The sequence below is a fragment of the Pseudarthrobacter sp. MM222 genome (assembly GCF_947090775.1).
GTDB lineage: Bacteria > Actinomycetota > Actinomycetes > Actinomycetales > Micrococcaceae > Arthrobacter.
This window is the reverse complement of record NZ_OX352321.1, coordinates 3,155,325-3,180,061: the sequence shown is the minus strand read 5'-3', so window position 1 is coordinate 3,180,061 and position 24,737 is coordinate 3,155,325. Positions and strand designations below refer to the sequence as shown.

The following is a 24,737-nucleotide window of genomic DNA, read 5'->3' as shown; positions in this document are numbered from 1 at the left end:
CCGGCGCCGCTGACTTCGTCGGTTGTGCTGGCTACGCTGGGTCTTACCTGCTTTACAGCCAAAAATCAGCATGCATATGATCAGTTGGCTGGACCGTCCGATGTTGCCGCCAACAGTTAGGTAAGCCCGGAAATGGCCGAAGCCATGATCGAGTTCCAGAGCGTCACCAAGCAATACCAGAGCGGACAGCCTGCCGTTGATGAGCTGACCATGTCCATCGACAAAGGCACCATCACGGTCTTCGTCGGACCTTCCGGCTGCGGAAAGACCACTTCGCTGCGGATGATCAACCGCATGGTCGAACCGACGTCGGGCACCATCACGGTCGGCGGGGAGGACGTCACCTCCGTACCGGCGGCAAAGCTGCGGCGCTCCATGGGCTACGTCATGCAGTCCTCCGGCCTGATGCCACACCGTTCCGTACTGGACAACATCGCGACCGTTCCCCGCCTCAACGGCGTATCCAAGGCCGAAGCCCGGAAGCGCGCGCAGGAACTGCTCGACGTCGTCGGGCTGGCCTCGGCGCTGGGCAAGCGCTACCCCTCCCAGCTCTCCGGCGGCCAGCAGCAGCGCGTTGGCGTGGCCCGGGCACTGGCCGCCGACCCGCCCGTGCTCCTCATGGACGAACCCTTCAGCGCCGTCGACCCGGTGGTCCGCGACGAACTCCAGCAGGAACTCCTCCGGCTCCAGCGCGACCTGGCCAAGACCATCGTCTTCGTCACCCACGACATTGACGAGGCCACCGTGCTCGGGGACAAGGTGGCAGTGTTCGGCATCGGCGGCAAGCTTGCGCAGTACGCCACCCCCGAGGAAATCCTGCGGGCGCCGGCGAACGACTTTGTCGCTTCATTCGTGGGCCGGGACCGTGGCTTCCGGCACCTCGGATTCAGCCCCTCCGACGGCGTCACCATCCACCCCGTGGGAACCCTCACCGTCGCCGACCTCGAGCGTGAGGGCAGTTCCCCGGACGACTGGGAGTTGGTGGTGGACGACGCGCTGCGTCCGCTGGGCTGGGCCGGCCCCGGCCAGGGCAGCTCGATGGTCCCCGGCGGATCGCTGTTCCGCAAGGGGGACACCCTCCGTCGGGCGCTCGACGCCGCGCTGTCCTCGCCCTCCGGACTCGGCGTCGCCGTGGACGCCGACGGCAGCGTGGCCGGCGTCATCAAAGCCGATGAGGTACTGGCAGTCATCGAATCGCACCGCCGGGTCCGGCAGGGCGCGATCTGATGGAATGGTTCCTGGCCAACAGCGGGCGGGTATACAGCCTCGCCGGGCAACACCTGGTGCTCGCCGTGCTGCCGATGGTCTTCGGACTGCTGATCGCGGTTCCACTGGCCCAGTTCGCCCGGCAGAGCCGTGCCCTGCGCTCCGTCGTGGTGACGGCGTCCTCGCTGCTCTATACGATCCCGTCGCTGGCGCTCTTCATTATCCTGCCGACCGTGATCGGCACGAGGATCCTAGACCCGCTCAACGTGGTGGTGGCCCTGACCATCTACGCCGTCGCGCTCCTCGTCCGGGCCGCGCTGGACGCCTTTGATTCCGTGGACGAAGACCTCCGCCAGGCTGCCGTGGCGATGGGGTTCAAACCAGCCGCCCGGTTCCTGCAGATCGACCTCCCGCTGTCGCTCCCGGTGCTCTTCGCCGGGCTCCGCGTCGTTTCGGTCAGCAATATCTCGCTCGTCAGCGTCGCCGCGCTGCTTGGCATCGGGAACCTCGGGATGCTGTTCACCTCCGGGCTGCAGCGCGACTTCGTCACCGAGGTCATCGTGGGCATTATTGCCATCCTGGTCCTGGCGCTGCTGATGGATGCAGTGCTGGTGTTGCTGGAACGGCTGCTTACGCCATGGACCCGGGCCGTGGCACCGCGCGGTGCGGGCCAGGACCGCGGCGGGGCAAGGACCGGCCCCACGGCAGCAGCGCTGCGGCTTTCCGACGCGAAAGCCGCCGGTGATGCCGCTTGAGCAACGTCATCACGGATACCTTCGACTGGCTGGCCGAGCCGGAACATTGGACCGGCAGCGCCGGGATCCCTGCCCGGCTGGTCGAGCACCTGCAGTACACCGGCCTCGTCATGCTGATCGCCACCGCCATCGCAGTGCCGATCGGTCTCTACGTCGGACACACCGGCCGCGGGCGGGTGGCCATTGTGGCGCTGGCCGGCGCCCTCAGGGCACTGCCCACCCTCGGCCTCCTGACGCTGTTCGTGCTGCTCGCCGGCATCGGACTCATGCCGCCGATCTGGGCGCTGGTAATACTTACGGTGCCGCCGCTGCTGGCCGGCACCTACGCCGGGATCTCCAGCGTCGACCGGAACGTCGTGGACGCCGCCCGCGCCATGGGCATGACCGAACTCCAGGTCCTTTTCCGGGCCGAGTTCCCCAATGCGCTGCCCGTGATGTTCGGCGGGTTCCGCACCGGCGTGCTCCAGGTCATCGCCACTGTCTCGGTGGTCGCCTACATCAACCTCGGCGGACTCGGACGCTACCTGTTCGACGGGCTCGTGCTCTCCGATTTCCCCCAGATGCTCGGCGGCTCGCTCCTCATTGCGGGGCTCGCAATCGCCGTCGACCTCGCCCTTGCCCTGTTCCAGCGGCTCTTCCTGTCACGGGGAGCCCGTTCTCAGCCAGACCGGAGCCATCAGGCTGCGGTTGATCTCACAGACCCCGTAACCGCGGAGACTGTTGTTCAAGGAGGTACGTCATGAAGGAAACCCGCCAACGAGCACTCGGCAGGCGCGCATTCGGCGGCCTGGCCGCCGGCGTCGGCCTGGCCATGGCACTGTCCGCCTGCGGAGGCTCGTCCGATCCGCTGTCAACGGCCCCCGCCACCGGCGGAGCCACGTCCGGCGCCGGCGCGGCCCTGGTCATCGGTTCCGCAGATTTCCCGGAGAGCCAGATCATTGCCGAGGTCTACGCTGGTGCGCTGAACGGAGCGGGCTTGACTGCGAGCACCAAGCCGAACATCGGCTCCCGCGAGGTCTACTTCAAGGCTGTACAGGACGGTTCCGTGGATGTCATCCCCGACTACAGCGGAAACCTGCTGCTGCACGTCAGCAAGGACGCCACGGAGGTCTCGGCGGAGGACATCTACAAGGCGCTGCCGGGCAAGCTGCCCGACGGCCTGGCCGTGCTGGAGCCCTCCAAGGCCGAGGACAAGGACGCAATGGTCGTCACGAAGGCCACCGCCGAGAAGTACCAGCTGAAGTCCATCGAGGACCTCGCCAAGGTCTGCAGCGAGATTGTGGTGGGGGCGCCGGCAACCTTCGCCGAGCGCGCCTACGGGCTGCCCGGCCTGCAGAAGAACTACAACTGCGTGCCTAAGAAGCTCGAACCGTTCAGCGACGGCGGCGGGGCCGTCACGCTCAAGGCTTTGCTCTCCGACCAGGTCCAGGTGGCCGACATCTACACCACCACGCCCTCGATCGCGGACAACGACCTGGTGGTGCTGGAGGACCCGAAGAACAACTTCATCGCCCAGCAGGTCCTGCCGCTCTACAACGAATCCAAGATGACGGACAAGGCCAAAGAGGCCCTGAACGCAGTGTCCAAGGTCCTCACCACCGAGGACCTGATCAACCTCAACCGCTCCGTCAGCGGCAGCCAGAAGCAGAACCCGAAGGACGCCGCGGCAGCGTGGCTTAAGGAAAAGGGACTGGTCAAGTAGGGCGCACGGCTTCTATTCCTGACGTACGACGGCGGCCGCCGCGCCCACCTTGTTACTCAAGGGGGTGCGGCGGCCGACGTCGTTCCCGCGCCTCTGGCGGCGGGATCAGCCTGTGAGGCAAGTCTCACGGGAAGTACATCCCCGATATGGCATATTTGATGGATGGCAGAATTCAAGCAGTCCACCAAGCTTCATAATGTCCTTTACGACATCCGTGGACCGATCCTTCAGGCCGCCCAGCAGATGGAGGCGGAGGGTCACCGGATCCTCAAACTGAATATCGGAAACCCCGCCCCGTTCGGGTTTGAAGCGCCGGACGCCATCCTGGTGGACATGATCCGCCACCTGCCGCACGCCCAGGGCTACAGCGATTCCCGGGGCATCTTCTCCGCCCGCACCGCCGTCTCGCAGTACTACCAGACGCGCGGGATCCAGAACATCCATGTCGATGACATCTACCTGGGCAACGGTGTCAGCGAACTCATCACAATGTCGCTGATGGCACTGCTGGACGACGGCGACGAGGTCCTCATCCCGACCCCGGACTACCCGCTGTGGACCGCGTCCGTGGCGCTGGCCAGCGGCCGTCCGGTGCACTACCTGTGTGACGAGGAATCCGGCTGGCAGCCTGACCTTGAGGATATGGAAGCCAAGATCACGCCCCGGACCAAGGGCATCGTGGTCATCAACCCCAACAACCCCACCGGTGCGGTGTATCCGGAGGAGACGCTCAAGAAGATCGTTGCCCTGGCCGAGAAGCACGGCCTGATCCTCTTCGCCGACGAGATCTACGAGAAGATCCTCTACGAGGACGCCGTCCACGTGAACATGGCCAGCCTTACCGGCGACGACGTCCTGTGCCTCACCTTCAGCGGTCTGTCCAAGGCCTACCGGGTCTGCGGCTACCGGGCCGGCTGGATGGCCATTTCCGGCCCCAAGCACGACGCCGCCGATTATCTGGAAGGCATCAGCCTGCTGGCCAACATGCGCCTGTGCGCCAACGTGCCGGCACAGCACGCCATCCAGACCGCCCTCGGCGGATACCAGAGCATCAATGACCTCATCCTGCCCGGGGGACGGCTTTTGGAGCAGCGGAACAAGGCCTACGACCTGCTCAACGCCATCCCGGGTGTCAGCACGCAGCAGGCCCGGGGCGCGCTGTACCTCTTCCCGCGGCTGGACCCGGAGGTCTACCACATCCGGGACGACGAGAAATTCGTGCTGGACCTGCTCCGCGAGCAGAAGATCCTGGTTTCGCACGGGCGGGCGTTCAACTGGGTCCGTCCGGACCACTTCCGCATGGTCACGCTCCCGCTCGTCAAGGACATAGAAGAGGCAATCGGCCGCATGGCGGACTTCCTGAGCAGGTACAAAGGGAACTAGCCTGAGGGCAGCAGCGCAGCCGGGCGACCTTCCGGCGCACAGGCTGCCCGGACGGAAGAGGCTTCCATGACAGACGCTGTGACTTTCGAGAAACTCCCCTCGGAGATGCTGAAGGCCGGAAAAGGCTTTCGGCTTAAGGATTCCGATCCGGATTCAACTCCCGGGTATCCGGGGGAGAAGTCCGACGGCACGGAACTTCTGGCCGAGCTCGACGGGAAGCTGACCACCCTGCAAGAGCAGCTCTTCGCCGAGTCGCGCTTTGGCGGGACCAAGCGGATCCTGCTGATCCTGCAGGCCATGGACACCGCCGGCAAGGGAGGCATCGTCAACCACGTCATGGGGACGATGAACCCGCAGGGCGTGCAGCTGAAGTCCTTCAAGGCGCCCACGCCCGAGGAAAAATCCTACGACTTCCTCTGGCGGATCGAGAAGGCGGTTCCGGCCGCCGGGATGGTCGGCGTCTTCGACCGCTCGCATTACGAGGACGTCCTGATTCACCGCGTGCACCGCTGGGCCAGCCCGGAAGAACTCGACCGCCGCTACGTCGCTATCAACGAGTTTGAGGCCAGGCAGGCGGACGCGGGCACCAAGATCGTCAAGGTCATGCTCAACATCAGCCGCGACGAACAGAAGCAGCGATTGCTTGCCCGGCTTGATGACGAGACCAAGCTGTGGAAGTACAGCAGCAACGACGTTAAGGAGCGGCCCTTCTGGGACGACTACATGGATGCGTACCAGAAGGCCATTGAGAAGACGAACACCGAAATCGCGCCCTGGCACGTCGTCCCGGCCAACAAGAAGTGGTATGCCCGGATTGCCGTCCAGCAGCTGTTGCTGGACGCGCTGGCGGGGTTGGACCTCAAGTGGCCGGTCCCGGAGCTGGATGTCTCGATGGAGCGGGACCTCGTCGAACGGTCCTGACGCGGTGCCGCCGGCAGGGGCAGCCTGCCGGGCTAGTTGCCCTGGCCGGCCTGGTCCTTGGCGGCGGCCAGGCGCCTACGGGCACCCTCGAGCCACTCTTCGCAGCGCTTGGCCAGCGCCTCGCCCCGCTCCCACAGCGCGAGGGATTCCTCCAGGCTGGCGCCTCCGGCCTCCAGCCGGCTCACCACAGCGACCAGCTGTTCGCGGGCGTCCTCGTAGCTAAGGCTGTCGATGTCCGTATTCGGACTGCTCGTGCCGGAAGTGGTCTCTGCTGCCATGTGGTGCTCCTTGGTTGATCCTTGGGGATGCTGTGTCAGTTGTTGCCGCGGAGCCGGAGGGCCGTGCGGGTTGCGGGGTCAGTCGTCGGCGGGCACGTGGCCGCCGGTGGACTGCGCGGTGAATCTGCCGCCAGCCACACGCACGGTCAGCCCGGCGCCGGCAGGAGCCTGCGAGGGATGCCGGACCACTTCCCGCCGGGCGCCGGGTACTGACTGGCCGTCGGCGAGTTGCACCACGGCATAACCGCGGTCCAGGGTCTTCTGCGGGGACAGCGCCAGCACCTGGGCCTTGAGGTGGACCAGTTGGTCGGCGGCTCGCATCACCGCCGTCGTGATTGCCGCGTGCGAGCGGCTTTTGAGCCGTTCGACGTCGTCGTGCCGGGCGGTCACTATCACCTCAGGCGAGGCCAGCACCGGGCGGGAGCGCAGCGACGACAGCCGGTCCGTTTCCCGCTCCACCAGCCGGGTGGCGCCACGGCGGAGATGCTCCCTTGCCTGCCGGACCCGGGCGAGTTCTTCCGCCACGTCCGGCACAATCCGCTTGGCGGCGTCGGTGGGCGTCGACGCGCGGAGGTCGGCTACGTCGTCGAGGATCGGACGGTCTGCCTCGTGCCCGATCGCGCTCACCACCGGCGTTCCCGCATCCGCCACGGCACGGATGAGTTCCTCGTTGCTGAACGGGAGCAGGTCCTCCAGGGAGCCTCCGCCGCGGGCTATGACGATCACGTCAACATCCGCGCGCGCGTCCAGTTCCCGCAGCGCGCCGATGACCTGGGCGACGGCGGTGTTGCCCTGCACGGCCACTTCGCGGATCTCGAATTCGACCGCAGGCCAGCGCAGGGCCGCGTTGCGGAGCACGTCTTTCTTTGCGTCCGAGTCCCGGCCGGTGATCAACCCGATCCGGTGGGGAAGCAGCGGCAGGCGCTTCTTGCGGGCATCGGAGAAGAGTCCCTCCGCCGCCAGGGCGTGCCGCAATCGCTCGATCCGGGCCAGCAGGTCACCGAGCCCCACCGGCCGGATGTCCTTCACGGACATGTTCAGGCGGCCCGTCTTCAGCCAGAACTCGGCCTTGATCAGGGCCACCACCCGGGAACCGCGTTCCAGCGGCGTTTCCTGCCGGTCCAGCACGTTGGTCCAGACGGACGCCGGAAGGGAGATTTCGGCATTGATGTCGCGCAGCGTCAGGTACGCGTTGGTGCCGCGCCGGTTCAGCTCAATGACCTGGCCCTCGACCCAGGCGGACGGAGCGCGGTCGATATGCATCTTCAGTTTCTGCGACAGCAGCTGTAGCGGCCATGGGTTGTCCGGGCTGGTGTCCGCAGCCATGGCCGGTACCGTCGAGGCTGCCGCAACGTCTTCAGACATGCGTGGCCCCCGAGGCGGGGCGGGCGGTGTACATGTGCGTGCTGGTCCTTTACATGCTGGTCCGTGCGTGCTGGTCCCTTGCGTGCCTGTCCTTCGCAAGAGTGTCCTCAACAAGGCGGAGTGTGGTCGGCTTCAACTCTATCCGTAGCTTTACCACGGGGGCGCGACGATATTGCCGGCTTTGTTTCCCGCCGCGGCGGCCCCCGTAGGATGGCACTACCCCCAAGACTTCCTAGGACACTCTCTTGCGCACTTTCGTCTCCGCCGTAGCCGTACTCATCGGGCTTGCGATGGCGGCCGTCGCCGTCCCTGCCATGTGGGTGGACCGGAACATCGTCCAGGAAGACGGCTTCGTTGCGCTGACCGCTCCGCTCGGTAAGGACCCTGCCTTCCAGCAGCGGCTGGCCGCCGCCGCCGTGAACAACTTCAGCCCGGATCAGATCCCCGAGTCCGTCGTCGATTTGATCCGTCCGGTTCTTGAGGACGCGGCCCAGTCGCTGACCGGGCTGCCGGGCTACCCCGAGGCCTGGACCGAAACCCTCCGCAAGAGCCACCGGCTCAGTTTCGCCGCTCCGGACTCCTTGCCCGCGGAGATGCAGGGGACAAGCTCCCTTACCCTGGACGTTGCACCGCTCGTCGGGCTTGTAGCGAAGCGCGTGGCAGAGGCCACAAGTCTGCCGCTGGAGAGCCCGGAGCAGGTACTGATCACCATCGGTCAGCCAAGTCAGCGCCAGATCGTTGAGCAGGTCTCGGCCTACGCGCCGATGGGCTACGCAGTGGCGGTGGGATCCGCCATCGCGTTCCTCCTGGCCTTGGTTGCCGCGCGCCGACGTTGGACCGTCCTGGCCGGGGCCGGCATCGGTGCAGTTATCCTGTCAGCGCTCTGGGTGCTGGCGGCGGAGGCCGTCGGCCGGGCGGTGGAGGAGGCCTCCAGCGGCAATGAGGTGGCGGAGATCTTCAAGCGCGAATTTGTCGCGGCCTCCACCGCCGGTTTCGGCCAGTGGACCCTGGCCGCCGCGGTGGCCGGTGCCGTGCTGTTGGCACTCGGGATCGTGCTCAGGGTCGCCGGTGGACGCGGCCGGTCCTGAAGTAGGTCCGGTGTGCGGGCGGAACGTTGCTGGTGCCGGTCCTGAGCCAAAACAGGTCAGGGCAGCCATCACCGGTAGCATTGAGGGATGACCTCCACCGCTGTTTCCATTCCGATGCCAACCGTTCCGCGCCGGCGGCGCACACCGGAAGACGTTTTGGCGGCGGCCCCGGTCGCCGGGCCGAAGAGGGTGCTGCTGGCAGCCCCGCGCGGCTACTGCGCCGGAGTGGACCGGGCTGTCATCGCCGTGGAAAAAGCCCTTGAGCACTACGGCCCTCCTGTCTACGTGCGCAAGCAGATCGTGCACAATGTGCACGTGGTCAGCTCCCTCGAAGAAAAGGGCGCCATCTTCGTGGACGAGACGGACGAGGTCCCCGAGGGCGCCCTGGTGATCTTCTCGGCCCACGGCGTCTCACCGGCCGTGGTCCAGTCCGCCGAGGACCGGGGCCTGCGCACCATCGATGCGACCTGCCCGCTCGTGACCAAGGTGCACAAAGAGGCGGTCCGCTTCGCGAAGGACGACTTTGACATTCTGCTGATCGGCCATGACGGCCATGAGGAAGTCGAAGGCACCGCCGGTGAAGCGCCAGAGCACATCCAGATCATCAACGGCCCGCACGAGGTGGACAAGGTCACCGTGCGGGACCCCGAGAAGGTCATCTGGCTCTCGCAGACCACCCTCAGCGTGGATGAGACCATGGAGACCGTGAGGCTCCTGAAGGAACGGTTCCCCACCCTGCAGGATCCGCCCAGCGACGACATCTGCTATGCGACCACCAACCGCCAGGTGGCCATCAAGAAGATCTCGCCGCAGGCCGACCTCGTGATTGTGGTCGGGTCTGCCAACTCTTCGAATTCAGTCCGTCTGGTGGAGGTCGCGCTGGAATACGGCGCGAAGGCCTCCTACCGCGTCGACTTCGCCAACGAGGTGGACGAGGCCTGGTTCGAGGGCGTTGCCACCGTGGGCGTGACCTCGGGGGCGTCCGTTCCGGAAGTCCTGGTCAAGGACGTGCTGCGGCTGCTGGCCGACTACGGCTACGGCTCAGTGGAGGAAGTCGTCACGGCCGAGGAGGACCTGCTCTTCTCCCTCCCGAAGGAGCTCCGTGCCACCCTCAAGCAGGCCGGCGACGTTACCCGCGCTCTCGGCGGCCGGGGCTCCCGCAAGGCAGAGCACTCCTAGGCGGCGGACTCCGCGGCTTCGTGCGCTGACTGCAGTTCCGGGGCCGCCACCGAGCGCGGCGTGGCCTCGATGGACACCGGGGTGGTGAGCCCCGCAGCGTCGAGGGAGTTAAGCTTCCTGGCCGTCGGCAGGACCCTCGCCTCCAGCGTGCCGACCATGGAGTTGTAGCGGTCCACCGAGGTCTTCAGCGAAGTGCCGAGTTTGGTGACGTTCTCGCCCAGCGTGCCCATCCGCTCATAGAGCTGGTGGGCGAGCTCGAAGAGTTCCCGGGCGCTGTCAGTCAGCACGTCCTGACGCCAGGTGAACGCGACCGATTTCAGGACCGCCAGCAGGGTTCCGGGCGAGGCGAGGACCACGTTCTTCGACAGCGCATAGTCCAGCAAGGCCGGGTCCGCCGATAGTGCCGCCGCCAGGATCGACTCCGCCGGCAGGAAGCACACCACCAGCTCCGGGGAGTTGCCCGGGATGTCCCAGTACTTCTTGTTGCTCAGCGCGTCCACGTGGGTCTTGAGGGCCTTCGCATGGGCCGCGAGCAGAACCTGCTGCCCGTTGGGTCCGTGCTGCGCGGTGCGCTGCCCGGCGGCACCGAGCTCCTGGGCCTCCAGATACGCGGCCAGCGGAACTTTGGCGTCCACCACCAGCTGCTTCGCCCCGGGAAGCTGCACGACGAGGTCCGGCCGGACGCTGCTGTCCGTGGCTGCGCTGTGCAGCTGTTCATGGAAATCGACATGCCGCAGCATCCCGGCCGCTTCAACGACGCGGCGCAACTGGACTTCGCCCCACTGGCCCCGGGCGCTGTTGGACCGCAACGCCGACTCCAGGGCGTGCGTCGAGCGCAACAACTGCTCGTCCGAGAGCCGGGCTTCCTGCAACTGCTGGGCCAACTGCCCATACTGCTCCAGCCGGTCCCGCTCCAGCAGGGAAACCTGCTGCTGCACCGCCGTGAGCTTCTCCGCCACCGGGGCCAGCGCGCGCAGCACACTGCCATCCTGGGTCCTAGATTCGCCGAGCTCCCGGTTCTGCGCCGCGAGAAGGCGCCTCTCGGCGTCGGCCGCCGCAAACTGGGCGTTCACCTCGGAAAGCCGGGCCGAGACGCCGTCGAAGTCCTGTTCGACGGCCTGATAACGGCGGCGGAGGAACACGTAGGCGGCAACGGCGCCGGCAACGGCGCCCACGAGCAACATGAGCAGGGCGAGAATCAGTGCAAAAGCATCCATAGCTTCACTTTGGCACGCTCCTCTGACAGTTTTAGCGCCGACGCACGGCAACGGACTGCCCCCCCGCGTGGAGGGACCCCGCGAGGATCCCCAGCTTCAGCGGGTAGAATCTATGCTCGTGGCTCTTACTATCGGCATCGTCGGACTGCCCAACGTCGGCAAATCAACTCTTTTCAACGCACTGACCCGCAACCAGGTGCTCGCAGCGAACTACCCGTTCGCCACGATCGAGCCCAACGTCGGCGTCGTGAACCTGCCCGACCCCCGGCTTGCAAAGCTCGCCAGCATCTTCGGCTCAGCCCGGCTGCTGCCCGCTCCCGTGTCCTTCGTGGACATCGCCGGGATCGTCAAAGGCGCCTCGGAGGGTGAAGGCCTGGGAAACAAGTTCCTCGCGAACATCCGTGAGGCCGAGGCAATCGTCCAGGTGGTCCGGGTGTTCGACGACCCCGACGTCATCCACGTGGACGGCAAGGTGAATCCCCGCTCGGACATGGAGACCATCAACACCGAGCTGATCCTGGCCGACCTCCAGACGATCGAAAACGCGATTCCCCGGATCGAAAAAGAAGTCAAGATCAAGAAGCGCGAGGCCGCCGAGCTCGCTGCCATCAAGGCGGCGCAGGCGGTACTGGAGCGCGGCGACACCATCTTCGCCTCAGTCAAGAGCGACAAGCTGGAGATGGGGCACCTCAAGGAGCTCAGCCTCCTAACCGCCAAGCCCTTCATCTATGTCTTCAACGCCGATGAGGGAATCCTCGGCAACCCGGAAAAGCAGGAAGAACTGCGGGCCATGGTTGCCCCGGCCGACGCCATCTTCCTCGATGCAAAGCTCGAATCCGACCTCGTCGAACTGGACGAGGAGGAAGCCCGCGAGATGCTGGAAATGAACGGCCAGGACGAATCCGGCCTCGACCAGCTGGCGCGCGTCGGGTTCCACACCCTCGGACTCCAGACGTACCTCACGGCAGGACCCAAGGAGACCCGCGCGTGGACCATCCACCAGGGGGACACCGCCCCGCAGGCGGCGGGTGTGATCCACTCCGACTTCCAGCGCGGCTTCATCAAGGCCGAGGTGGTTTCCTTCGATGACCTGATCGAGGCGGGCTCGATGTCCGAGGCCAAGGCCCGCGGCAAGGTCCGGATCGAAGGCAAGGAATACGTCATGGCCGACGGCGACGTCGTAGAGTTCCGCTTCAACGTCTAGTACGGACGAACCCGTTACTGAACGGCGGCGGCCACGCACCCGGGTGCGCGGCCGCCGTCGTCGTCTCTTCTGGCAGCGGCTAAGCCAGGACCTTCAGCCGGGAGCCGCTGCGTCCGAACAGGGCATGGTCCAGTGAGAAGCGGCCCGGCCCTGCGAGGACCACAACCAATGCGGCGGTGGCGAGAATGAGGACGAGCTCGTACCCACCCTCGCTGGCGAAGATGCCGGCCGGGGCATGGACCAGGACGAGGGCGCCGAGCATGTCCGGGATGAGCAGGGCCGCGAAAATCCGGGCCAGCACGCCGACGATCAAGGCGATGCCGCCCACCAGCTCGAGCGTAGCAATGACAGGGGCTGCGATTTCCGGTGCCGGGACACCCGCTTTCGCGAAAGATGCCTGCGTTCCGGCGATGGTGAACTGGTTGAACTTCTGCCAGCCATGGGCGGCGAAGATGAATCCGGCGACTACACGCAGGATGGTCAATGCTGTGGTGGTCAGAGTGGACTGGTTCATGGGACTATCACCCCTCGGCTCGGCTGTGGTTGTCAATGCTTGCGCGGCCCGGCAAACGGGTCAGCGTGTCAGCGGCGCGGTCAGCCCGGTGGTCGAAACGCGTGGAGTCAGTTTGCTCGTGGCCGGAACGGGGAAGGGGAAGCCGAGAACAGCAAGGCGGCCCCGCACCTGGTTCTGGGCCTGGCAGTCCTGCACGCACTCCGTGGACGGGTTGGCGACCTCGACGGCGTCCTCACCGGTCACCATTCCCATCCGTCCGCCGCTGGCGACATCCCAGATGGACATGCCGCCGCAGTGGTCCCGGGTTTCAGCGAGGCCGAGGGCATTGGTGAAATCCGGGCCGCACGCGGTCTGCCGGACGCGGGTGGCCACCTGTGCGCTGTCGCGGACAACGAACTTGGATGAGACTGCGTTGCCGATGTTGACCCGGGGAGTCACCCTGACGCAGAACTGGCTGGGCGGTCCGGTCCGGACGCTCGTGCAGGTGGAGCCGAGGAACTGCCCGAGTTTGGCCCGGAAGTTGGAGTTGTCGAAATAGAAGGCACTGGCCGCCAGCCGGTGAACGATCCGCGTCCTGGTGCCGTCGCCGCGTTCGGGCTCCATCTGGAAGAGTCCGCCGGAGGCACAATCCTTGGCCTGGATGGACATGGAGAGCCCGCCGGTGCCCGTCCGGATCAGCCGCACCTCGGAGTCCTTGACCTCAAGCTCCACGCCACCGGTCAGGGTCAGGCCGCGGTGATCGGGGATTTTGCTGGCGAAGACCGGCGTCAGCCGGCCGCCCGTGAGATCCAGTTCGTTGGGTGCTCCCGTGAAGGCGTAGTTGTGGATGGCGAAGTTTGCCGGATCGACGTCGAACTGGACGTACTTGCCCTGGACCCGGAACCGAGTCCCGGGCGCGGTCACGGTGCCTTTGAAGTCGCCGGCCTTCCCCAGGACTCGGAATCCGCCGCCCACACAACCTTTCGAGGAGGCTGCCTGCGCGGGGCTGGACGCAGCGACGAACCCGACAGCTGAGGCTGCCAGGGCGACGGCGACTGCCGCTGACCGGAATTTCAGGCTTGGTTTGTACCTCATGGTGTTCATCAGATCCTCCTCGCTGGCCGGCATCGCAGAACCCCGCCTGGGAGTTCCCATCCCGTCAACCGGGAACAGACTATGAGTTGCCCTGCTGCCGGGACCGGAAAAATGACAACTACGGGAAGAATCTTGGACAGTTCTTGGATTTCCGGGCGACTGATCCCTTCCCACGGGTCCTACAGTGGACCACATGAGAACAAGAGCAGCGGTCGCGCTTTCTTTTGCCGGCGTCCTGATCACCGGATCCGCCGCTCTCGCCGTGAACACCCAGACTCTGAGCAACTCCACCACGGGCACCACCGGTGACGCCAACAGAGTCCTTTTGCCGGAGGATTCGGCCGCCGGAACGCCCGCCGCCACCCTCGCCCCCACCCCTGCGGACGTTGCCGGGCCGGATGCAACCCCGGCGGCTTCCCCTTCACCCGGACCGGGCGACAACACGGGTGGACCTCCAAGCCCCGCGCCGGCTGATCAGGGCATCGTGCCGGTGCCGGTTCTGCCCGGCGCCGGCGTCCCCGTCCCGGTTCCGGCTCCGGTCCCGGTCCCGGTGGTCCCAGTTGTACCGGGCGACGACAAGGGCGGACTGCGCAACGCGCCCGAGCCCGGCGACGACAGCGGCGGCCACGGCGGCCGCAGCGGCAGTGGCGGGGGAAGCGACGATTGAACCCGGCCATGTCCCGGGATGCCTCAACTGGTTCCTGGAGCTCCCGGTCGGGCCGCGGGCCAGCGCCCGGGTGGACGGAAAGCGCCGAATTGACCCGGACATTGGCAGGGCGCCACGATTCGCAAGACCGCGGGGAACATAATCAGGATATGCAGATCTTGGTGGTGGAGGATGACGACTCAGTTGCCGCGGCGGTCCTTGAAGGCCTTACCCGTGCCGGTTTTCGAGCCCGGCACGTAGGCACGGGAAAGCAGGCCCTCGACGAGGTCCGGGCGGCCCGCCCGGATTTCGTCCTGCTGGACCTGGGACTGCCGGACATGGACGGAACCGACGTCTGCCGTGCCGTCCGCGCCCTGACCGCTACGCCAATCATTGTTGTCAGCGCCCGCGATGAAGAGATTGACAGGGTGCTGGCCCTGGAACTGGGCGCCGACGACTATCTGGTCAAGCCCTTCGGAATGCGGGAACTCATCGCGCGGATCAGAGCCGTGGCCCGCCGCACCGAAGAGCGGGCGCCGGAGGGCCAGGGGGGATCCGACAGCAGCCGGGAGATCGGCAGCGTGAGCGTAGGCAGCCTCAGCATCAACCAGCGCTCACGCCGGGTCCTCCTCGGTGGCGTCGAGGTTCACCTGACGGCTAAGGAGTTCGAACTGCTCTCTTACCTCGCTGCCGATCCGGGGGCGGTATTCCAGCGCCGGGAAATCCTCTCCGCGGTGTGGGACGGCGACTGGTACGGCACCACGAAGACAGTCGACGCCCACGTGGCGGCGATCCGCAGGAAACTCGGAGACCCGAGGTGGGTCGAGGCCGTGCGCGGGATTGGGTTCCGGCTCGGGATGCCTGGATGAGATGGCGGTTGATCGGCGCCTTCATGCTCATCACCTTCCTTGTCGTACTGGTGCAGGACATTCCGTTGGGCAACTACCTCGTCCGCGTCGAACGCGACCGGATCACCACGTCCCTTGAACGCGATGCGTTCCTACTGGGCGGCAGGTCCGCGGATGCCTTGAAGGCGGGCGGTCCGTTTCCAAGCGAGGTGGCCGCCGACGTGCGCCGGTACGGCCAGGCCAGCGGCGCCCGGGTAGTGGTAGTCGACGCGGCGGGGACGGCCGTGGCCACCTCGGACGATGACCAATCGGCCACCGGATCCGTCTACAGCTCACGGCCGGAAATTGCCGCCGCACTGACCGGGCAGATCAACGCCGGGCAGCGGTATTCGCAGAGCCTGGGCCAGGAGTTGCTCTACGTCTCGGTCCCGGTGCTCAGTGGTGAAAGTATCTCCGGTGCCGTCCGGCTGTCCTACCCGGCGTCCGTCGTCTCCGATCAGGTGGAAGGCCAGCTGCGGAGTATCTGGTCGGTGGCAGCAACGACAGTGCTGCTTGCAGGCATTCTGGCCTTCTTTATGGCGCGCGCCGTTACCCGGCGGCTCCAGCAGTTGCGGACTGCCACCGAGCTGCTGGCGGACGGTAACCTCGACACCCGTACCGAGGAAGGCGTCGGCGCGCCCGAGCTCAGGACACTGGCGGCGGCCTTCAACCGCATGGCAGACCGGCTGAAACACCTCCTCGAGCAACAACGGGGTTTCGCCTCCGACGCCTCGCACCAGCTCCGCACGCCGCTCACGGGACTGCGGCTCAGGCTCGAGAACGCCCTCGACGCCATCCCCACAGACCCCGGGGCCGCCAGGACCATGGTGGCGGCTTCCCTGGAAGAGACCTACCGGCTGCAACGGATCATCGACGGCCTGCTGCTGCTCAGCAGGGCCGAGGGGCAGTCCTTGGCTCCGGTCCGAATCAATCTCTCCGACGTCCTCCGGACCCGCAAGGAGCAATGGGATGACCTTGCCGAGGAGACCGGGGTCCGCATCAGTCTGGTGGCCCCGCCCGCGGCGCACATCCTGGTCCTGCCCGGGGCCGCCGAGCAGATTATCGACAACCTGATCGACAACGCGCTCGCCGTCGCCCCGGCAGGGTCTCAGGTCCAGCTGGTGGTTGCCCGAGGGGAACAGCCCGGCATCACCGAACTGCATGTGCTGGATGAGGGGCCGGGACTCTCCCCGGAAGACTGCCAACGGGCCTTCAACCGGTTCTGGCGAGGCACGGCCGGGAGCGAGGGCACCGGTCTTGGCCTTTCAGTCGTCCGGCAGCTGGCCCAGGCCAGCGGAGCCACAGCCGCGCTTGCGCCCAGAACACTCGAACCGGCGACGGGCGCTACGGGCCTGGACGCCTGCGTGAAGTTCAGGACATCCGCCTGAGCGGTCTGCCGGCAATCCGAAAGTAATATAGGACCAACTCGACACTGCAAATTGCGTGCGGCGGGGGCGTTCTTGTTCCAGGACTTTCTTTGCGGAAAGTTACCCGCCGGTCACATTGTTGAGGAATGCAATTCCGGGCGGCCTGCGCCGGAATGTTGCAGCTGGATAACGAACGTGACGGGAAGTCAATTTCCCGGGCACGCGGGTTAGGCTTCATCCCGTATGGGACGAGCCACCTGTTGCCGGGGGAGGGGGACGCCTGCCCGATGTCTTCCGCCACTGAATTGTCCGAACAACGGAAATGAGGAGACCGGATGCGCTTGCGTATGACTGCAAGGGTCGCGGTTATGGCGGCGGCTGTTGCCCTGGTCCTCAGTGCCTGCTCAGGCAACAGCGAGGTCGCCACCCCCACGCTTGCCGTGGCGCCGAGCGTGTCCGATGGGTCGGCAACAGTGGTCGAGGTGAACGCTTTTAGCACGTTCAATCCCAACACCGCCCAGGGCAACACCGACATTAACGCGAAGATCAGCTACGCCACCCACTCCGGTTTTTTTTACATCGACAACAAGCTGAACATCGTCCGCAACGAAAAGTTCGGCCGGATGGAAAAGACCTCGGATAACCCGCTGACGGTCAAGTACACGGTCAACGAGGGCGTGAAGTGGTCGGACGGAACGCCCGTCACGGCAGCGGATCTGCTGTTGCAGTGGGCCGCCTTCTCCGGGTTCTACGACGACGCCGACGCGGAAGCCGGTACCGGAACGTCCTACTTCTCCTATGCGGGGGACAGGAGCGGAGCTGCGACGACCGACTTTCCGGAATTAGGCGCGGACAACCGCTCCATGACCCTGAAGTATTCCAAGCCTGTCGCCGACTGGGAGGTCGCTTTCGGCGGCCCCGGGATCGACATCCCGGCCCACGTCCTCGCCAGGAAATCCGGGCTGAACGACGTCGACGCCCTCATTGACCTCCTGAGGCGTTCGCCGCGCGGCGAATCCGGGGCACCGGAGCCCGCCAATGCCCAGCTCCGGGCGATTGCAGACATGTGGAATACCGGCTTCGATACCAAGACGTTGCCGGCCGATCCCATGCTGTACCTGTCGAACGGTCCCTACATCGTCAGATCGGTCGAGCCGGACCAGTCCCTGACCATGGTCAGGAACAAGGACTACAACTGGGGCCCGGAACCGAAACTGGACGAAATTACCGTCCGCTACATCGGGTCCGCCGCGGCCCAGGTGCAGACCCTTAAGAACAACGACGCCGATATTATCGCCCTGCAGGCGTCCGCCGGAACAATGGACCAGCTCGCCGCATTGCAAAGCCAGGGCGTCACGGCAGAAGTGGGCAACCAGCTCGCCTATGACCATCTCGACTTGAACTTCACGGGCCCCTTTGCGGAAAAGAATGTCCGCGAGGCATTTCTGGAAACCGTGCCGCGCAGGGAGATTGTCGACAAGATCGTCAAGGGGCTTGACACGAACGCCGCGCCGCTCGATTCGCAGGTGTTCTTTCCCGACCAGGCAGCTTACGCCGGCGCGGTCCTTGACAACGGTTCCGCTGCCTATCGGGACGTGGACATCGAGGCCGCAAAGAGGCTGTTGAACGGCGCCTCCCCGGAAATTCGCATCCTGTACGACCGGGACAACCCCAACCGTGTCCAGGCCTATTCGTTGATCCGCGAGTCTGCCAGCCGGGCCGGCTTCCGGATCGTCGACGGCGGCCTGGGCGCCTCTGACTGGGGCCGGGCGCTGGGCGGCGGCACCTACGACGCCGCCATCTTCGGCTGGATTAGCGCCGGCGTCGGTGTGGCCGGCGTTCCGCAGGTCTTCAAGACGGGCAGTGACTCCAACTTCAACGGGTTTGGCGACCCCGACGCCGACAGGCTGATGGACGAGCTGATCACCACGACCGAGCGCAGCAAGCAGGACGATCTCCTCCTGCAAATCGACAGGAAGATCTGGAATTCCGCCTACGGCGTGCCGCTGTTCCAGACCGTCGGCGTTGTCGCGTACGGCAAGAACATCACCGGCGTGAAGTTCGCGCCGAGTCAGACCGGCGTCTGGTGGAACTTCTGGGAGTGGGACCAGGTCAAAACACCTGCAGGGGCCAGTTAACCGCCGATAACCCAGGGCCGCCGTCGTGCCGTATACTACCAGCCAGTAGCGTGTGACCTGCAGTACATTGCACCGACTCCGGCACTCACGCTCCGGCCGGGTCACGGTTTGGCAACAGAGTTCCACTATTCGGACTTCTTGGCGCTAGGCTACTTCCATATGTAGGCCAGATCACAGGGATATCCCTGTGCCTGTCTGCGGGGAAGCACAAGTTTTTCCCATACGAACTCCCACAACTCATAGGAGGCGGAATGCGTTTTCAGCGCACTTCCAAAGCACTGGGCATGATGGCTATCGCCGCACTTGCCCTGACAGGATGCGGTGCCGGTGGCGGCGCGACGGCATCGGGCAGCGGCAGCACCGGTGGCGACACCAGCAAAGTTATCCTCGCGGACGGCTCTGAGCCCCAGCGCCCCCTGATGCCGGCCGACACCAATGAGGTCGGCGGCGGCAAGGTCATCGACATGATCTTCGCCGGCCTCGTCAGCTACGACCCGAGCGGCAAGCCCGTCAATGAACTCGCCGAGTCCATTGAGGGCACCGACGGCCAGAACTTCACCATCAAGATCAAAAAGGACCAGAAGTTCACCAACGGCGAGGCCATCACGGCAAAGTCGTTCGTCGACTCGTGGAACTTCGGTGCTGCAGCCAAGAACGCACAGCTCAGCGGCGGCTTCTTCGAAAGCATCAAGGGTTACGACGAAGCCAGCGCAGAAGGTTCCACCGTTGACACCATGTCCGGCCTGAAGGTCGTTGACGACCAGACGTTCACCGTGGAACTCAAGCAGCCCGAATCCGACTGGCCGCTGCGCCTTGGCTACACCGCCTTTGTCCCGGTTCCCTCCGGTGCGCTCGCCGACCCCAAGGGTTTCGGTGAAAAGCCCGTTGGCAACGGCCCGTACAAGCTGGCGGAGGGCGGCTGGCAGCACAACGTGCAGATCCAGCTCGTTCCGAACCCGGAGTACAACGGCCCCCGCAAGGCTAAGAACGCCGGTGTGACGTTCAAGATCTTCCAGAACGACGACGCCGCGTACCAGGACCTGCTGTCCAACAACCTGGACATCCTGCAGACCATCCCCACCAGCGCGCTGAAGAACTTCAAATCCGACCTCGGCGACCGCACCATCAACAAGCCCTACGCCGGCAACCAGACCATCGCCATCCCGGAATACCTGCCGGAATGGAGCGGTGAGGCCGGCAAGCTTCGCCGCCAGGCCATCTCCATGGCCATCAACCGTGAAGAAATCACCAAGGTGATCTTCAGCGGAGCACGCCAGCCGGCCAAGGACTTCACGGCTCCCGTGCTGGACGGCTACAGCGACTCCATCCCCGGTTCCGAGAACCTGAAGTTTGACGCCACCAAGGCCAAGGAAGCCTGGGCCAAGGCCGACGCCATCCAGAAGTGGGATGCCTCGAAGACCTTTGACATCGCCTACAACGCCGACAAGGGCGGACACAAGGCATGGGTTGAAGCAGTTGTGAACCAGCTGAAGAACACCCTCGGCATCAAGGTTGAAGGCAAGCCCTACGCGACCTTCAAGGAAGCCCGCAATGACGCCACGGCCAAGACCCTGACCGGTTCCATCCGCGCCGGCTGGCAGGCAGACTACCCGTCGCTGTACAACTTCCTCGGCCCGATCTACAAGACCGGTGCCGGGTCCAACGACGCCGACTACGCCAACCCGACGTTCGACAAGGCCATCTCCGACGGCCTGAACGCCTCCACGGTTGCCGACGGCAACAAGGCCATGAACAAGGCCCAGGAAATCCTGCTGCAGGATCTCCCGGCCATCCCCTTGTGGTACCAGGTCGCCCAAGGCGGCTGGAGCGACAAGGTAACCAACGTTGACTACGGCTGGGACGGCGTCCCGCTGTACTACAACGTCACCGGCAAGTAACAACACCACGACGGCGGGGGCTGCCCAGATTTTTGGCGCCTCCGCCGTCGGCTTGCCTCCACATATTTTCCAGCCCGGCTCTCCGGGCGAACTTTTCGCAGTCGCTCCCTGAGCAAACCGGCGTCGTGCTGCATCCATAATGAAAAGGTTCTTTGATGGACAACTCCACCGCATCCCCGGACAGGATGCCCGCTGACGGGGGCGTGCTTCGCTGATGACGACCTACGTTCTCAAGCGTTTCCTGCAACTGATTCCCGTCTTCCTGGGCGCAACCCTGCTGGTCTATTTCCTGGTCTTCAGCCTCCCCGGAGACCCCATCGTGGCACTCTTCGGCGACAAACCCGTCAATGAGGCGGTAGCGGCGAAGCTGCGGGCCCAGTACCACCTGGACCAGCCGTTCTGGATCCAATACCTGCTTTACCTGAAGAGCATCTTCACCTTTGACCTCGGCCAGGACTTCTCCGGACGCCCCATCGCTGCGGTCCTCAGCGAAGTCTTCCCCGTCACCGCCCGCCTCGCCGTGATGGCCCTTATTTTCGAGGCTGTCTTTGGCATCCTCTTTGGCCTCATCGCCGGTCTGCGCAAGGGCAAGTTCTTTGACGCCACGGTTCTGGTGGCCTCCCTGATCGTCATCGGTATCCCGATCTTCGTGCTCGGGTTCCTGCTGCAGTTCTTCATCGGCGTCCAGCTCGGCTGGGCCAAACCGACGGTCAGCTCCGCGGCGACCATCCAGGACCTGATCCTGCCGGCAATCGTCCTCGGGCTGGGCTCGTTCGCGTACGTCCTCAGGCTGACGCGCACCAGCGTGATCGAGAACATGAGTGCCGACTACGTGCGCACCGCCACGGCCAAGGGCCTGTCCCGTTTTCGGGTGGTCCGCGTGCACATCCTGCGCAACTCCCTCATCCCGGTCATCACGTTCCTCGGCGCGGACCTCGGCAGCCTGATGGGCGGCGCGATCGTCACCGAAGGCATCTTCAATGTGCCGGGCGTCGGCAACCGGCTATACCGCGCCGTGCTGTCAGGGGAAGGCCCGACTGTGGTCTCGATTGTCACCGTTCTGGTTCTGATCTACTGCCTCTCCAACCTGCTCGTTGACCTGCTGTACGCCTGGCTTGACCCGAGGATCCGCTATGACTCCTGATTTCAACACCTCAAAGCACGGCGCCGCTCCCGCGCAGCGCCACATCGAGCACTTTGTTGCAGACTTCTCAGAGACGCCCCTCCTGGCGACAGACCGGGTCAAAGAGGACAACGCGCCGCTGAGCCTCTGGGGCGAGGCATGGCGGAACCTGCGCAAGCAACCGCTGTTCCTGATCTCCGCTATCCTGATCCTCGTCGTCGTCGCCGTGTCGCTGTTCCCCGGACTCTTCTCCCAGATCGATCCGTCCTCCGAGGCGTGCCAGCTGGCCAACTCTGACGCGGGTCCCGCCGACGGCCACCCGCTCGGGTTCACCCAGCAGGGCTGCGACGTCTACGCGCGCGTCATCTTCGGCACCCGGTCATCCGTAACGGTGGGCCTGTTCACCACCATCGGGGTGCTCCTGATCGGCGGCGTCATGGGCGCCCTGGCCGGCTACTACGGCGGCTGGGTGGATGGCGTCCTGGCGCGCATCAACGACATCTTCTTCGCACTGCCGCTCATCCTGGGCGCCATCGTGCTGATGCAGCTGCCGATGTTCCGCGCCAACCGGACGGCCTGGACGCTGGTGCTGATCCTGGTCACCTTCGGCTGGCCGCAGATTGCCCGCATCACCCGTGGGGCAGTCATCGAGGTCCGCAACGCGGACTTTGTCACGGCAGCGCGGTCCCTCGGTGTATCGAAGTTCGGGGCGCTCATGCGCCACGTCATGCCGAACTCGCTGGCGCCGATCATCGTCGTCGCAACGATTTCGCTGGGCACGTTCATCGTGGCCGAATCCACGCTGTCCTTCCTCGGCATCGGGCTGCCGCCCAGCGTCATGTCATGGGGCAACGACATCCAGGCGGCGCAGGCCTCGCTGCGGTCCAATCCGATGCCGCTGCTCTATCCGGCCATCGCGCTGTCCATCACCGTCCTGAGCTTCATCATGCTGGGCGATGCCCTCCGCGATGCTCTCGATCCCAAAGCGCGCAAGCGATGAAAGGGGACGCCATGAACGCCTCTGTTGAAATCCAGGAAGCGGTCTACGCCGCTGAGCGCCCGCTGCTCGAAATCAAGGACCTGGCGATCAGCTTTTCCACCAGCAACGGCGAGGTCAAGGCTGTGCGGAACGCACACCTGACCATCATGCCGGGCGAGACCGTCGCAATCGTGGGCGAATCCGGGTCCGGTAAGTCCACAACGGCGCTGGCCGCGATCGGGCTGCTGCCGGGCAACGGCCGCGTCTCGGCGGGCCAGGTCCTGTTCGACGGCGAGGACATCTCCTCCGCCAGCGAGAAGCGGATGATCGAACTCCGCGGCAACAGCATCGGCATGGTCCCGCAGGACCCGATGTCCAACCTCAACCCGGTATGGAAAATCGGCTACCAGGTCCGGGAAACGCTGAAGGCCAACGGGCTCCCCAGCGGCCCGGACGACGTCGCCAAGGTCCTCTCCCAGGCCGGACTGCCCGACGCCGCGAGGCGGGCCAAGCAGTATCCGCACGAGTTTTCCGGCGGCATGCGCCAGCGAGCACTCATCGCCATCGGCTTGTCCTGCCAGCCGCGCCTGCTGATCGCCGACGAGCCGACATCGGCGCTGGACGTGACGGTGCAGCGGCAGATCCTCGATCACCTGGATAAGATGACCACGGACCTGGGAACCGCCGTGCTGCTGATCACCCACGACCTGGGCCTGGCCGCGGAGCGCGCCGACAAGGTGGTGGTCATGTACCGCGGCCAGGTTGTCGAGTCGGGGCCGTCACTTGAACTGCTGCAGAACCCGCAGCATCCGTACACCCAGCGGCTCGTCGCCTCCGCGCCGTCGCTGGCATCACGCCGCATTCAGGTCGCCAAGGAACAGGGCGTCGAAACCGACGAACTGCTCGCTCCGGGCGCTGACGTCGTGGTGGAGCCGTCGCTTCCCGAAGAGGTGTTGCAGATCGAGGACCTGAGCAAGGTCTTCAAGCTGCGCTCCGGCTTCGGTCGTACGACGGACTTCACCGCGGTCGACAACGTCTCCTTCAGCGTCCGGCGCGGAACGACGACGGCGATTGTGGGTGAGTCGGGCTCCGGCAAATCCACCGTCGCGCAGATGGTGCTGAATCTTCTCAAGCCCACCTCCGGAAGGATCGTGTTCGACGGCGTGGATACGTCCACCCTGAACAACAAGGAGATTTTCGCCTTCAGGCGCCGGGTACAGCCGATCTTCCAGGATCCCTATGGTTCCTTGGACCCGATGTACAACATCTTCCGCACCATCGAGGAGCCGCTCCGGACCCACAAGATCGGGGACAAGGCCAGCCGCGAGAAAAAGGTCCGCGAACTCCTGGATCAGGTCGCGTTGCCGCAGTCCACCATGCAGCGGTATCCGAATGAACTCTCCGGCGGGCAGCGTCAGCGTGTGGCCATCGCGCGAGCCCTGGCGTTGGATCCGGAAGTCATCATCTGCGATGAGGCCGTCTCCGCGCTGGACGTCCTGGTCCAGGCGCAGGTGCTGAACCTGCTCGCCGATTTGCAGTCCCGCCTGGGCCTGACCTACTTGTTCATCACGCACGACCTCGCCGTGGTCCGGCAGATCGCGGACCACGTCTGTGTAATGGAGCAGGGCAAGCTGGTGGAGACCGGGTCCACGGACGACGTCTTCGATTCCCCGCAGCGGGACTACACGAAGGCGCTGCTGAACGCCATCCCGGGTGCACGCCTTATGCTGCCCCCGGAAGTTGCCTGACCGGGACCGTACCGCCGTCGGGCCGTGGCCTAACTGCGTCTGGCGGAAGCCGGTGCCTGCCCTTC

At 65.3% G+C, this 24,737-nt stretch carries 22 protein-coding genes; 17 read left to right on the top strand and 5 right to left on the bottom strand.

Annotated features, from left to right (window positions below):
- Nucleotides 1-132 precede the first annotated feature (132 nt).
- From OM977_RS14470 to OM977_RS14445, 6 genes are all read left to right on the top strand, one after another.
- A complete protein-coding gene (locus OM977_RS14470; RefSeq protein ID WP_270103039.1) occupies nt 133-1,227 on the top strand; it encodes an ABC transporter ATP-binding protein in 1,095 nt (364 codons plus the stop codon).
- A complete protein-coding gene (locus OM977_RS14465; RefSeq protein WP_264354619.1) occupies nt 1,227-1,961 on the top strand; it encodes an ABC transporter permease in 735 nt (244 codons plus the stop codon). Before OM977_RS14470 ends, OM977_RS14465 begins: the two co-directional genes overlap by 1 nt.
- A complete protein-coding gene (locus OM977_RS14460) occupies nt 1,958-2,704 on the top strand; it encodes an ABC transporter permease (protein WP_264354618.1) in 747 nt (248 codons plus the stop codon). The genes OM977_RS14465 and OM977_RS14460 overlap by 4 nt, the downstream gene beginning before the upstream one ends.
- On the top strand, nt 2,701-3,663 hold the full coding sequence (locus OM977_RS14455) for an ABC transporter substrate-binding protein (protein WP_264354617.1): 963 nt from the start codon (nt 2,701-2,703) through the stop codon (nt 3,661-3,663). Before OM977_RS14460 ends, OM977_RS14455 begins: the two co-directional genes overlap by 4 nt.
- A 162-nt stretch (nt 3,664-3,825) precedes the next feature.
- Entirely contained in the window at nt 3,826-5,046 is a 1,221-nt protein-coding gene (locus OM977_RS14450) for a pyridoxal phosphate-dependent aminotransferase (RefSeq protein WP_264354616.1), read from the top strand.
- Between the two features lie 66 nt (nt 5,047-5,112).
- Nucleotides 5,113-5,967 carry a PPK2 family polyphosphate kinase gene (locus tag OM977_RS14445; protein ID WP_264354615.1) on the top strand — a complete coding sequence of 285 codons (855 nt, stop codon included), beginning with the start codon at nt 5,113-5,115 and terminating at the stop codon, nt 5,965-5,967.
- A gap of 32 nt (nt 5,968-5,999) precedes the next feature.
- On the opposite strand, the gene OM977_RS14440 is transcribed toward OM977_RS14445, so the two are convergent.
- On the bottom strand, nt 6,000-6,245 hold the full coding sequence (locus tag OM977_RS14440; protein ID WP_264354614.1) for an exodeoxyribonuclease VII small subunit: 246 nt from the start codon (nt 6,243-6,245) through the stop codon (nt 6,000-6,002).
- Nucleotides 6,246-6,323: 78 nt separating this feature from the next.
- Nucleotides 6,324-7,610: an exodeoxyribonuclease VII large subunit gene (gene xseA / locus OM977_RS14435; RefSeq protein WP_264354613.1), complete on the bottom strand. Its 1,287-nt coding sequence runs from the start codon at nt 7,608-7,610 to the stop codon at nt 6,324-6,326.
- A 245-nt stretch (nt 7,611-7,855) separates the two neighbouring features.
- Between xseA and OM977_RS14430 the strand changes: the two genes are divergently transcribed.
- Nucleotides 7,856-8,698: a hypothetical protein gene (locus OM977_RS14430; RefSeq protein ID WP_264354612.1), complete on the top strand. Its 843-nt coding sequence runs from the start codon at nt 7,856-7,858 to the stop codon at nt 8,696-8,698.
- 87 nt (nt 8,699-8,785) lie between these two features.
- The gene (locus OM977_RS14425; RefSeq protein WP_264354611.1) at nt 8,786-9,877 is read left to right on the top strand and encodes a 4-hydroxy-3-methylbut-2-enyl diphosphate reductase; all 1,092 of its coding nucleotides are present in this window, start codon (nt 8,786-8,788) and stop codon (nt 9,875-9,877) included.
- Here the strand turns inward: OM977_RS14425 and OM977_RS14420 are convergent.
- Nucleotides 9,874-11,094, bottom strand: a complete 1,221-nt coding sequence (locus OM977_RS14420) for a DNA recombination protein RmuC (protein ID WP_264354610.1) — start codon at nt 11,092-11,094, stop codon at nt 9,874-9,876. The genes OM977_RS14425 and OM977_RS14420 overlap by 4 nt on opposite strands.
- 118 nt (nt 11,095-11,212) lie before the next feature.
- Here OM977_RS14420 and ychF point away from each other — a divergent pair, with 118 nt between their 5' ends.
- Nucleotides 11,213-12,298, top strand: a complete 1,086-nt coding sequence (ychF, locus tag OM977_RS14415; protein ID WP_264354609.1) for a redox-regulated ATPase YchF — start codon at nt 11,213-11,215, stop codon at nt 12,296-12,298.
- 79 nt (nt 12,299-12,377) lie between these two features.
- Here the strand turns inward: ychF and OM977_RS14410 are convergent, their stop codons facing one another.
- Both OM977_RS14410 and OM977_RS14405 read right to left on the bottom strand, forming a co-directional pair.
- The gene (locus tag OM977_RS14410) at nt 12,378-12,812 is read right to left on the bottom strand and encodes a DoxX family protein (protein ID WP_264354608.1); all 435 of its coding nucleotides are present in this window, start codon (nt 12,810-12,812) and stop codon (nt 12,378-12,380) included.
- A 60-nt stretch (nt 12,813-12,872) separates the two neighbouring features.
- A complete protein-coding gene (locus tag OM977_RS14405) occupies nt 12,873-13,895 on the bottom strand; it encodes a hypothetical protein (protein WP_264354607.1) in 1,023 nt (340 codons plus the stop codon).
- A gap of 184 nt (nt 13,896-14,079) precedes the next feature.
- Between OM977_RS14405 and OM977_RS14400 the strand changes: the two genes are divergently transcribed.
- The 8 genes from OM977_RS14400 to OM977_RS14365 all read left to right on the top strand — a co-directional run bounded on the left by OM977_RS14400 (nt 14,080) and on the right by OM977_RS14365 (nt 24,672).
- The gene (locus OM977_RS14400; protein WP_264354606.1) at nt 14,080-14,553 is read left to right on the top strand and encodes a hypothetical protein; all 474 of its coding nucleotides are present in this window, start codon (nt 14,080-14,082) and stop codon (nt 14,551-14,553) included.
- Between the two features lie 149 nt (nt 14,554-14,702).
- Nucleotides 14,703-15,401, top strand: a complete 699-nt coding sequence (locus OM977_RS14395) for a response regulator transcription factor (protein ID WP_264354605.1) — start codon at nt 14,703-14,705, stop codon at nt 15,399-15,401.
- On the top strand, nt 15,398-16,807 hold the full coding sequence (locus OM977_RS14390; protein ID WP_264354604.1) for a sensor histidine kinase: 1,410 nt from the start codon (nt 15,398-15,400) through the stop codon (nt 16,805-16,807). The genes OM977_RS14395 and OM977_RS14390 overlap by 4 nt, the downstream gene beginning before the upstream one ends.
- Before the next feature lie 314 nt (nt 16,808-17,121).
- The gene (locus OM977_RS14385) at nt 17,122-18,924 is read left to right on the top strand and encodes an ABC transporter family substrate-binding protein (protein ID WP_264354603.1); all 1,803 of its coding nucleotides are present in this window, start codon (nt 17,122-17,124) and stop codon (nt 18,922-18,924) included.
- Nucleotides 18,925-19,175: 251 nt separating this feature from the next.
- A complete protein-coding gene (locus tag OM977_RS14380; protein WP_264354602.1) occupies nt 19,176-20,822 on the top strand; it encodes a peptide ABC transporter substrate-binding protein in 1,647 nt (548 codons plus the stop codon).
- 214 nt (nt 20,823-21,036) lie between these two features.
- A complete protein-coding gene (locus tag OM977_RS14375; protein ID WP_264354601.1) occupies nt 21,037-21,966 on the top strand; it encodes an ABC transporter permease in 930 nt (309 codons plus the stop codon).
- A complete protein-coding gene (locus OM977_RS14370; RefSeq protein WP_264354600.1) occupies nt 21,956-22,945 on the top strand; it encodes an ABC transporter permease in 990 nt (329 codons plus the stop codon). The genes OM977_RS14375 and OM977_RS14370 overlap by 11 nt, the downstream gene beginning before the upstream one ends.
- Before the next feature lie 11 nt (nt 22,946-22,956).
- Nucleotides 22,957-24,672 (top strand): ABC transporter ATP-binding protein, encoded by a 1,716-nt coding sequence (locus OM977_RS14365; RefSeq protein WP_264354599.1) that lies wholly within the window; start codon nt 22,957-22,959, stop codon nt 24,670-24,672.
- The last annotated feature ends 65 nt before the right edge of the window (nt 24,673-24,737 follow it).

What these genes read in the sequence shown, in the direction of transcription:
- OM977_RS14470 (WP_270103039.1), top strand. Translation starts at nt 133, where the DNA reads ATGGCCGAAGCCATGATCGAGTTCCAGAGCGTCACCAAGCAATACCAG.
- OM977_RS14465 (WP_264354619.1), top strand. Translation starts at nt 1,227, where the DNA reads ATGGAATGGTTCCTGGCCAACAGCGGGCGGGTATACAGCCTCGCCGGG.
- OM977_RS14455 (WP_264354617.1), top strand. Translation starts at nt 2,701, where the DNA reads ATGAAGGAAACCCGCCAACGAGCACTCGGCAGGCGCGCATTCGGCGGC.
- OM977_RS14450 (WP_264354616.1), top strand. Translation starts at nt 3,826, where the DNA reads ATGGCAGAATTCAAGCAGTCCACCAAGCTTCATAATGTCCTTTACGAC.
- OM977_RS14445 (WP_264354615.1), top strand. Translation starts at nt 5,113, where the DNA reads ATGACAGACGCTGTGACTTTCGAGAAACTCCCCTCGGAGATGCTGAAG.
- OM977_RS14440 (WP_264354614.1), bottom strand. Translation starts at nt 6,245, where the DNA reads ATGGCAGCAGAGACCACTTCCGGCACGAGCAGTCCGAATACGGACATC.
- xseA (WP_264354613.1), bottom strand. Translation starts at nt 7,610, where the DNA reads ATGTCTGAAGACGTTGCGGCAGCCTCGACGGTACCGGCCATGGCTGCG.
- OM977_RS14425 (WP_264354611.1), top strand. Translation starts at nt 8,786, where the DNA reads ATGACCTCCACCGCTGTTTCCATTCCGATGCCAACCGTTCCGCGCCGG.
- OM977_RS14420 (WP_264354610.1), bottom strand. Translation starts at nt 11,094, where the DNA reads ATGGATGCTTTTGCACTGATTCTCGCCCTGCTCATGTTGCTCGTGGGC.
- OM977_RS14410 (WP_264354608.1), bottom strand. Translation starts at nt 12,812, where the DNA reads ATGAACCAGTCCACTCTGACCACCACAGCATTGACCATCCTGCGTGTA.
- OM977_RS14405 (WP_264354607.1), bottom strand. Translation starts at nt 13,895, where the DNA reads ATGAACACCATGAGGTACAAACCAAGCCTGAAATTCCGGTCAGCGGCA.
- OM977_RS14400 (WP_264354606.1), top strand. Translation starts at nt 14,080, where the DNA reads ATGAGAACAAGAGCAGCGGTCGCGCTTTCTTTTGCCGGCGTCCTGATC.
- OM977_RS14395 (WP_264354605.1), top strand. Translation starts at nt 14,703, where the DNA reads ATGCAGATCTTGGTGGTGGAGGATGACGACTCAGTTGCCGCGGCGGTC.
- OM977_RS14390 (WP_264354604.1), top strand. Translation starts at nt 15,398, where the DNA reads ATGAGATGGCGGTTGATCGGCGCCTTCATGCTCATCACCTTCCTTGTC.
- OM977_RS14385 (WP_264354603.1), top strand. Translation starts at nt 17,122, where the DNA reads ATGCGCTTGCGTATGACTGCAAGGGTCGCGGTTATGGCGGCGGCTGTT.
- OM977_RS14380 (WP_264354602.1), top strand. Translation starts at nt 19,176, where the DNA reads ATGCGTTTTCAGCGCACTTCCAAAGCACTGGGCATGATGGCTATCGCC.
- OM977_RS14375 (WP_264354601.1), top strand. Translation starts at nt 21,037, where the DNA reads ATGACGACCTACGTTCTCAAGCGTTTCCTGCAACTGATTCCCGTCTTC.
- OM977_RS14370 (WP_264354600.1), top strand. Translation starts at nt 21,956, where the DNA reads ATGACTCCTGATTTCAACACCTCAAAGCACGGCGCCGCTCCCGCGCAG.
- OM977_RS14365 (WP_264354599.1), top strand. Translation starts at nt 22,957, where the DNA reads ATGAACGCCTCTGTTGAAATCCAGGAAGCGGTCTACGCCGCTGAGCGC.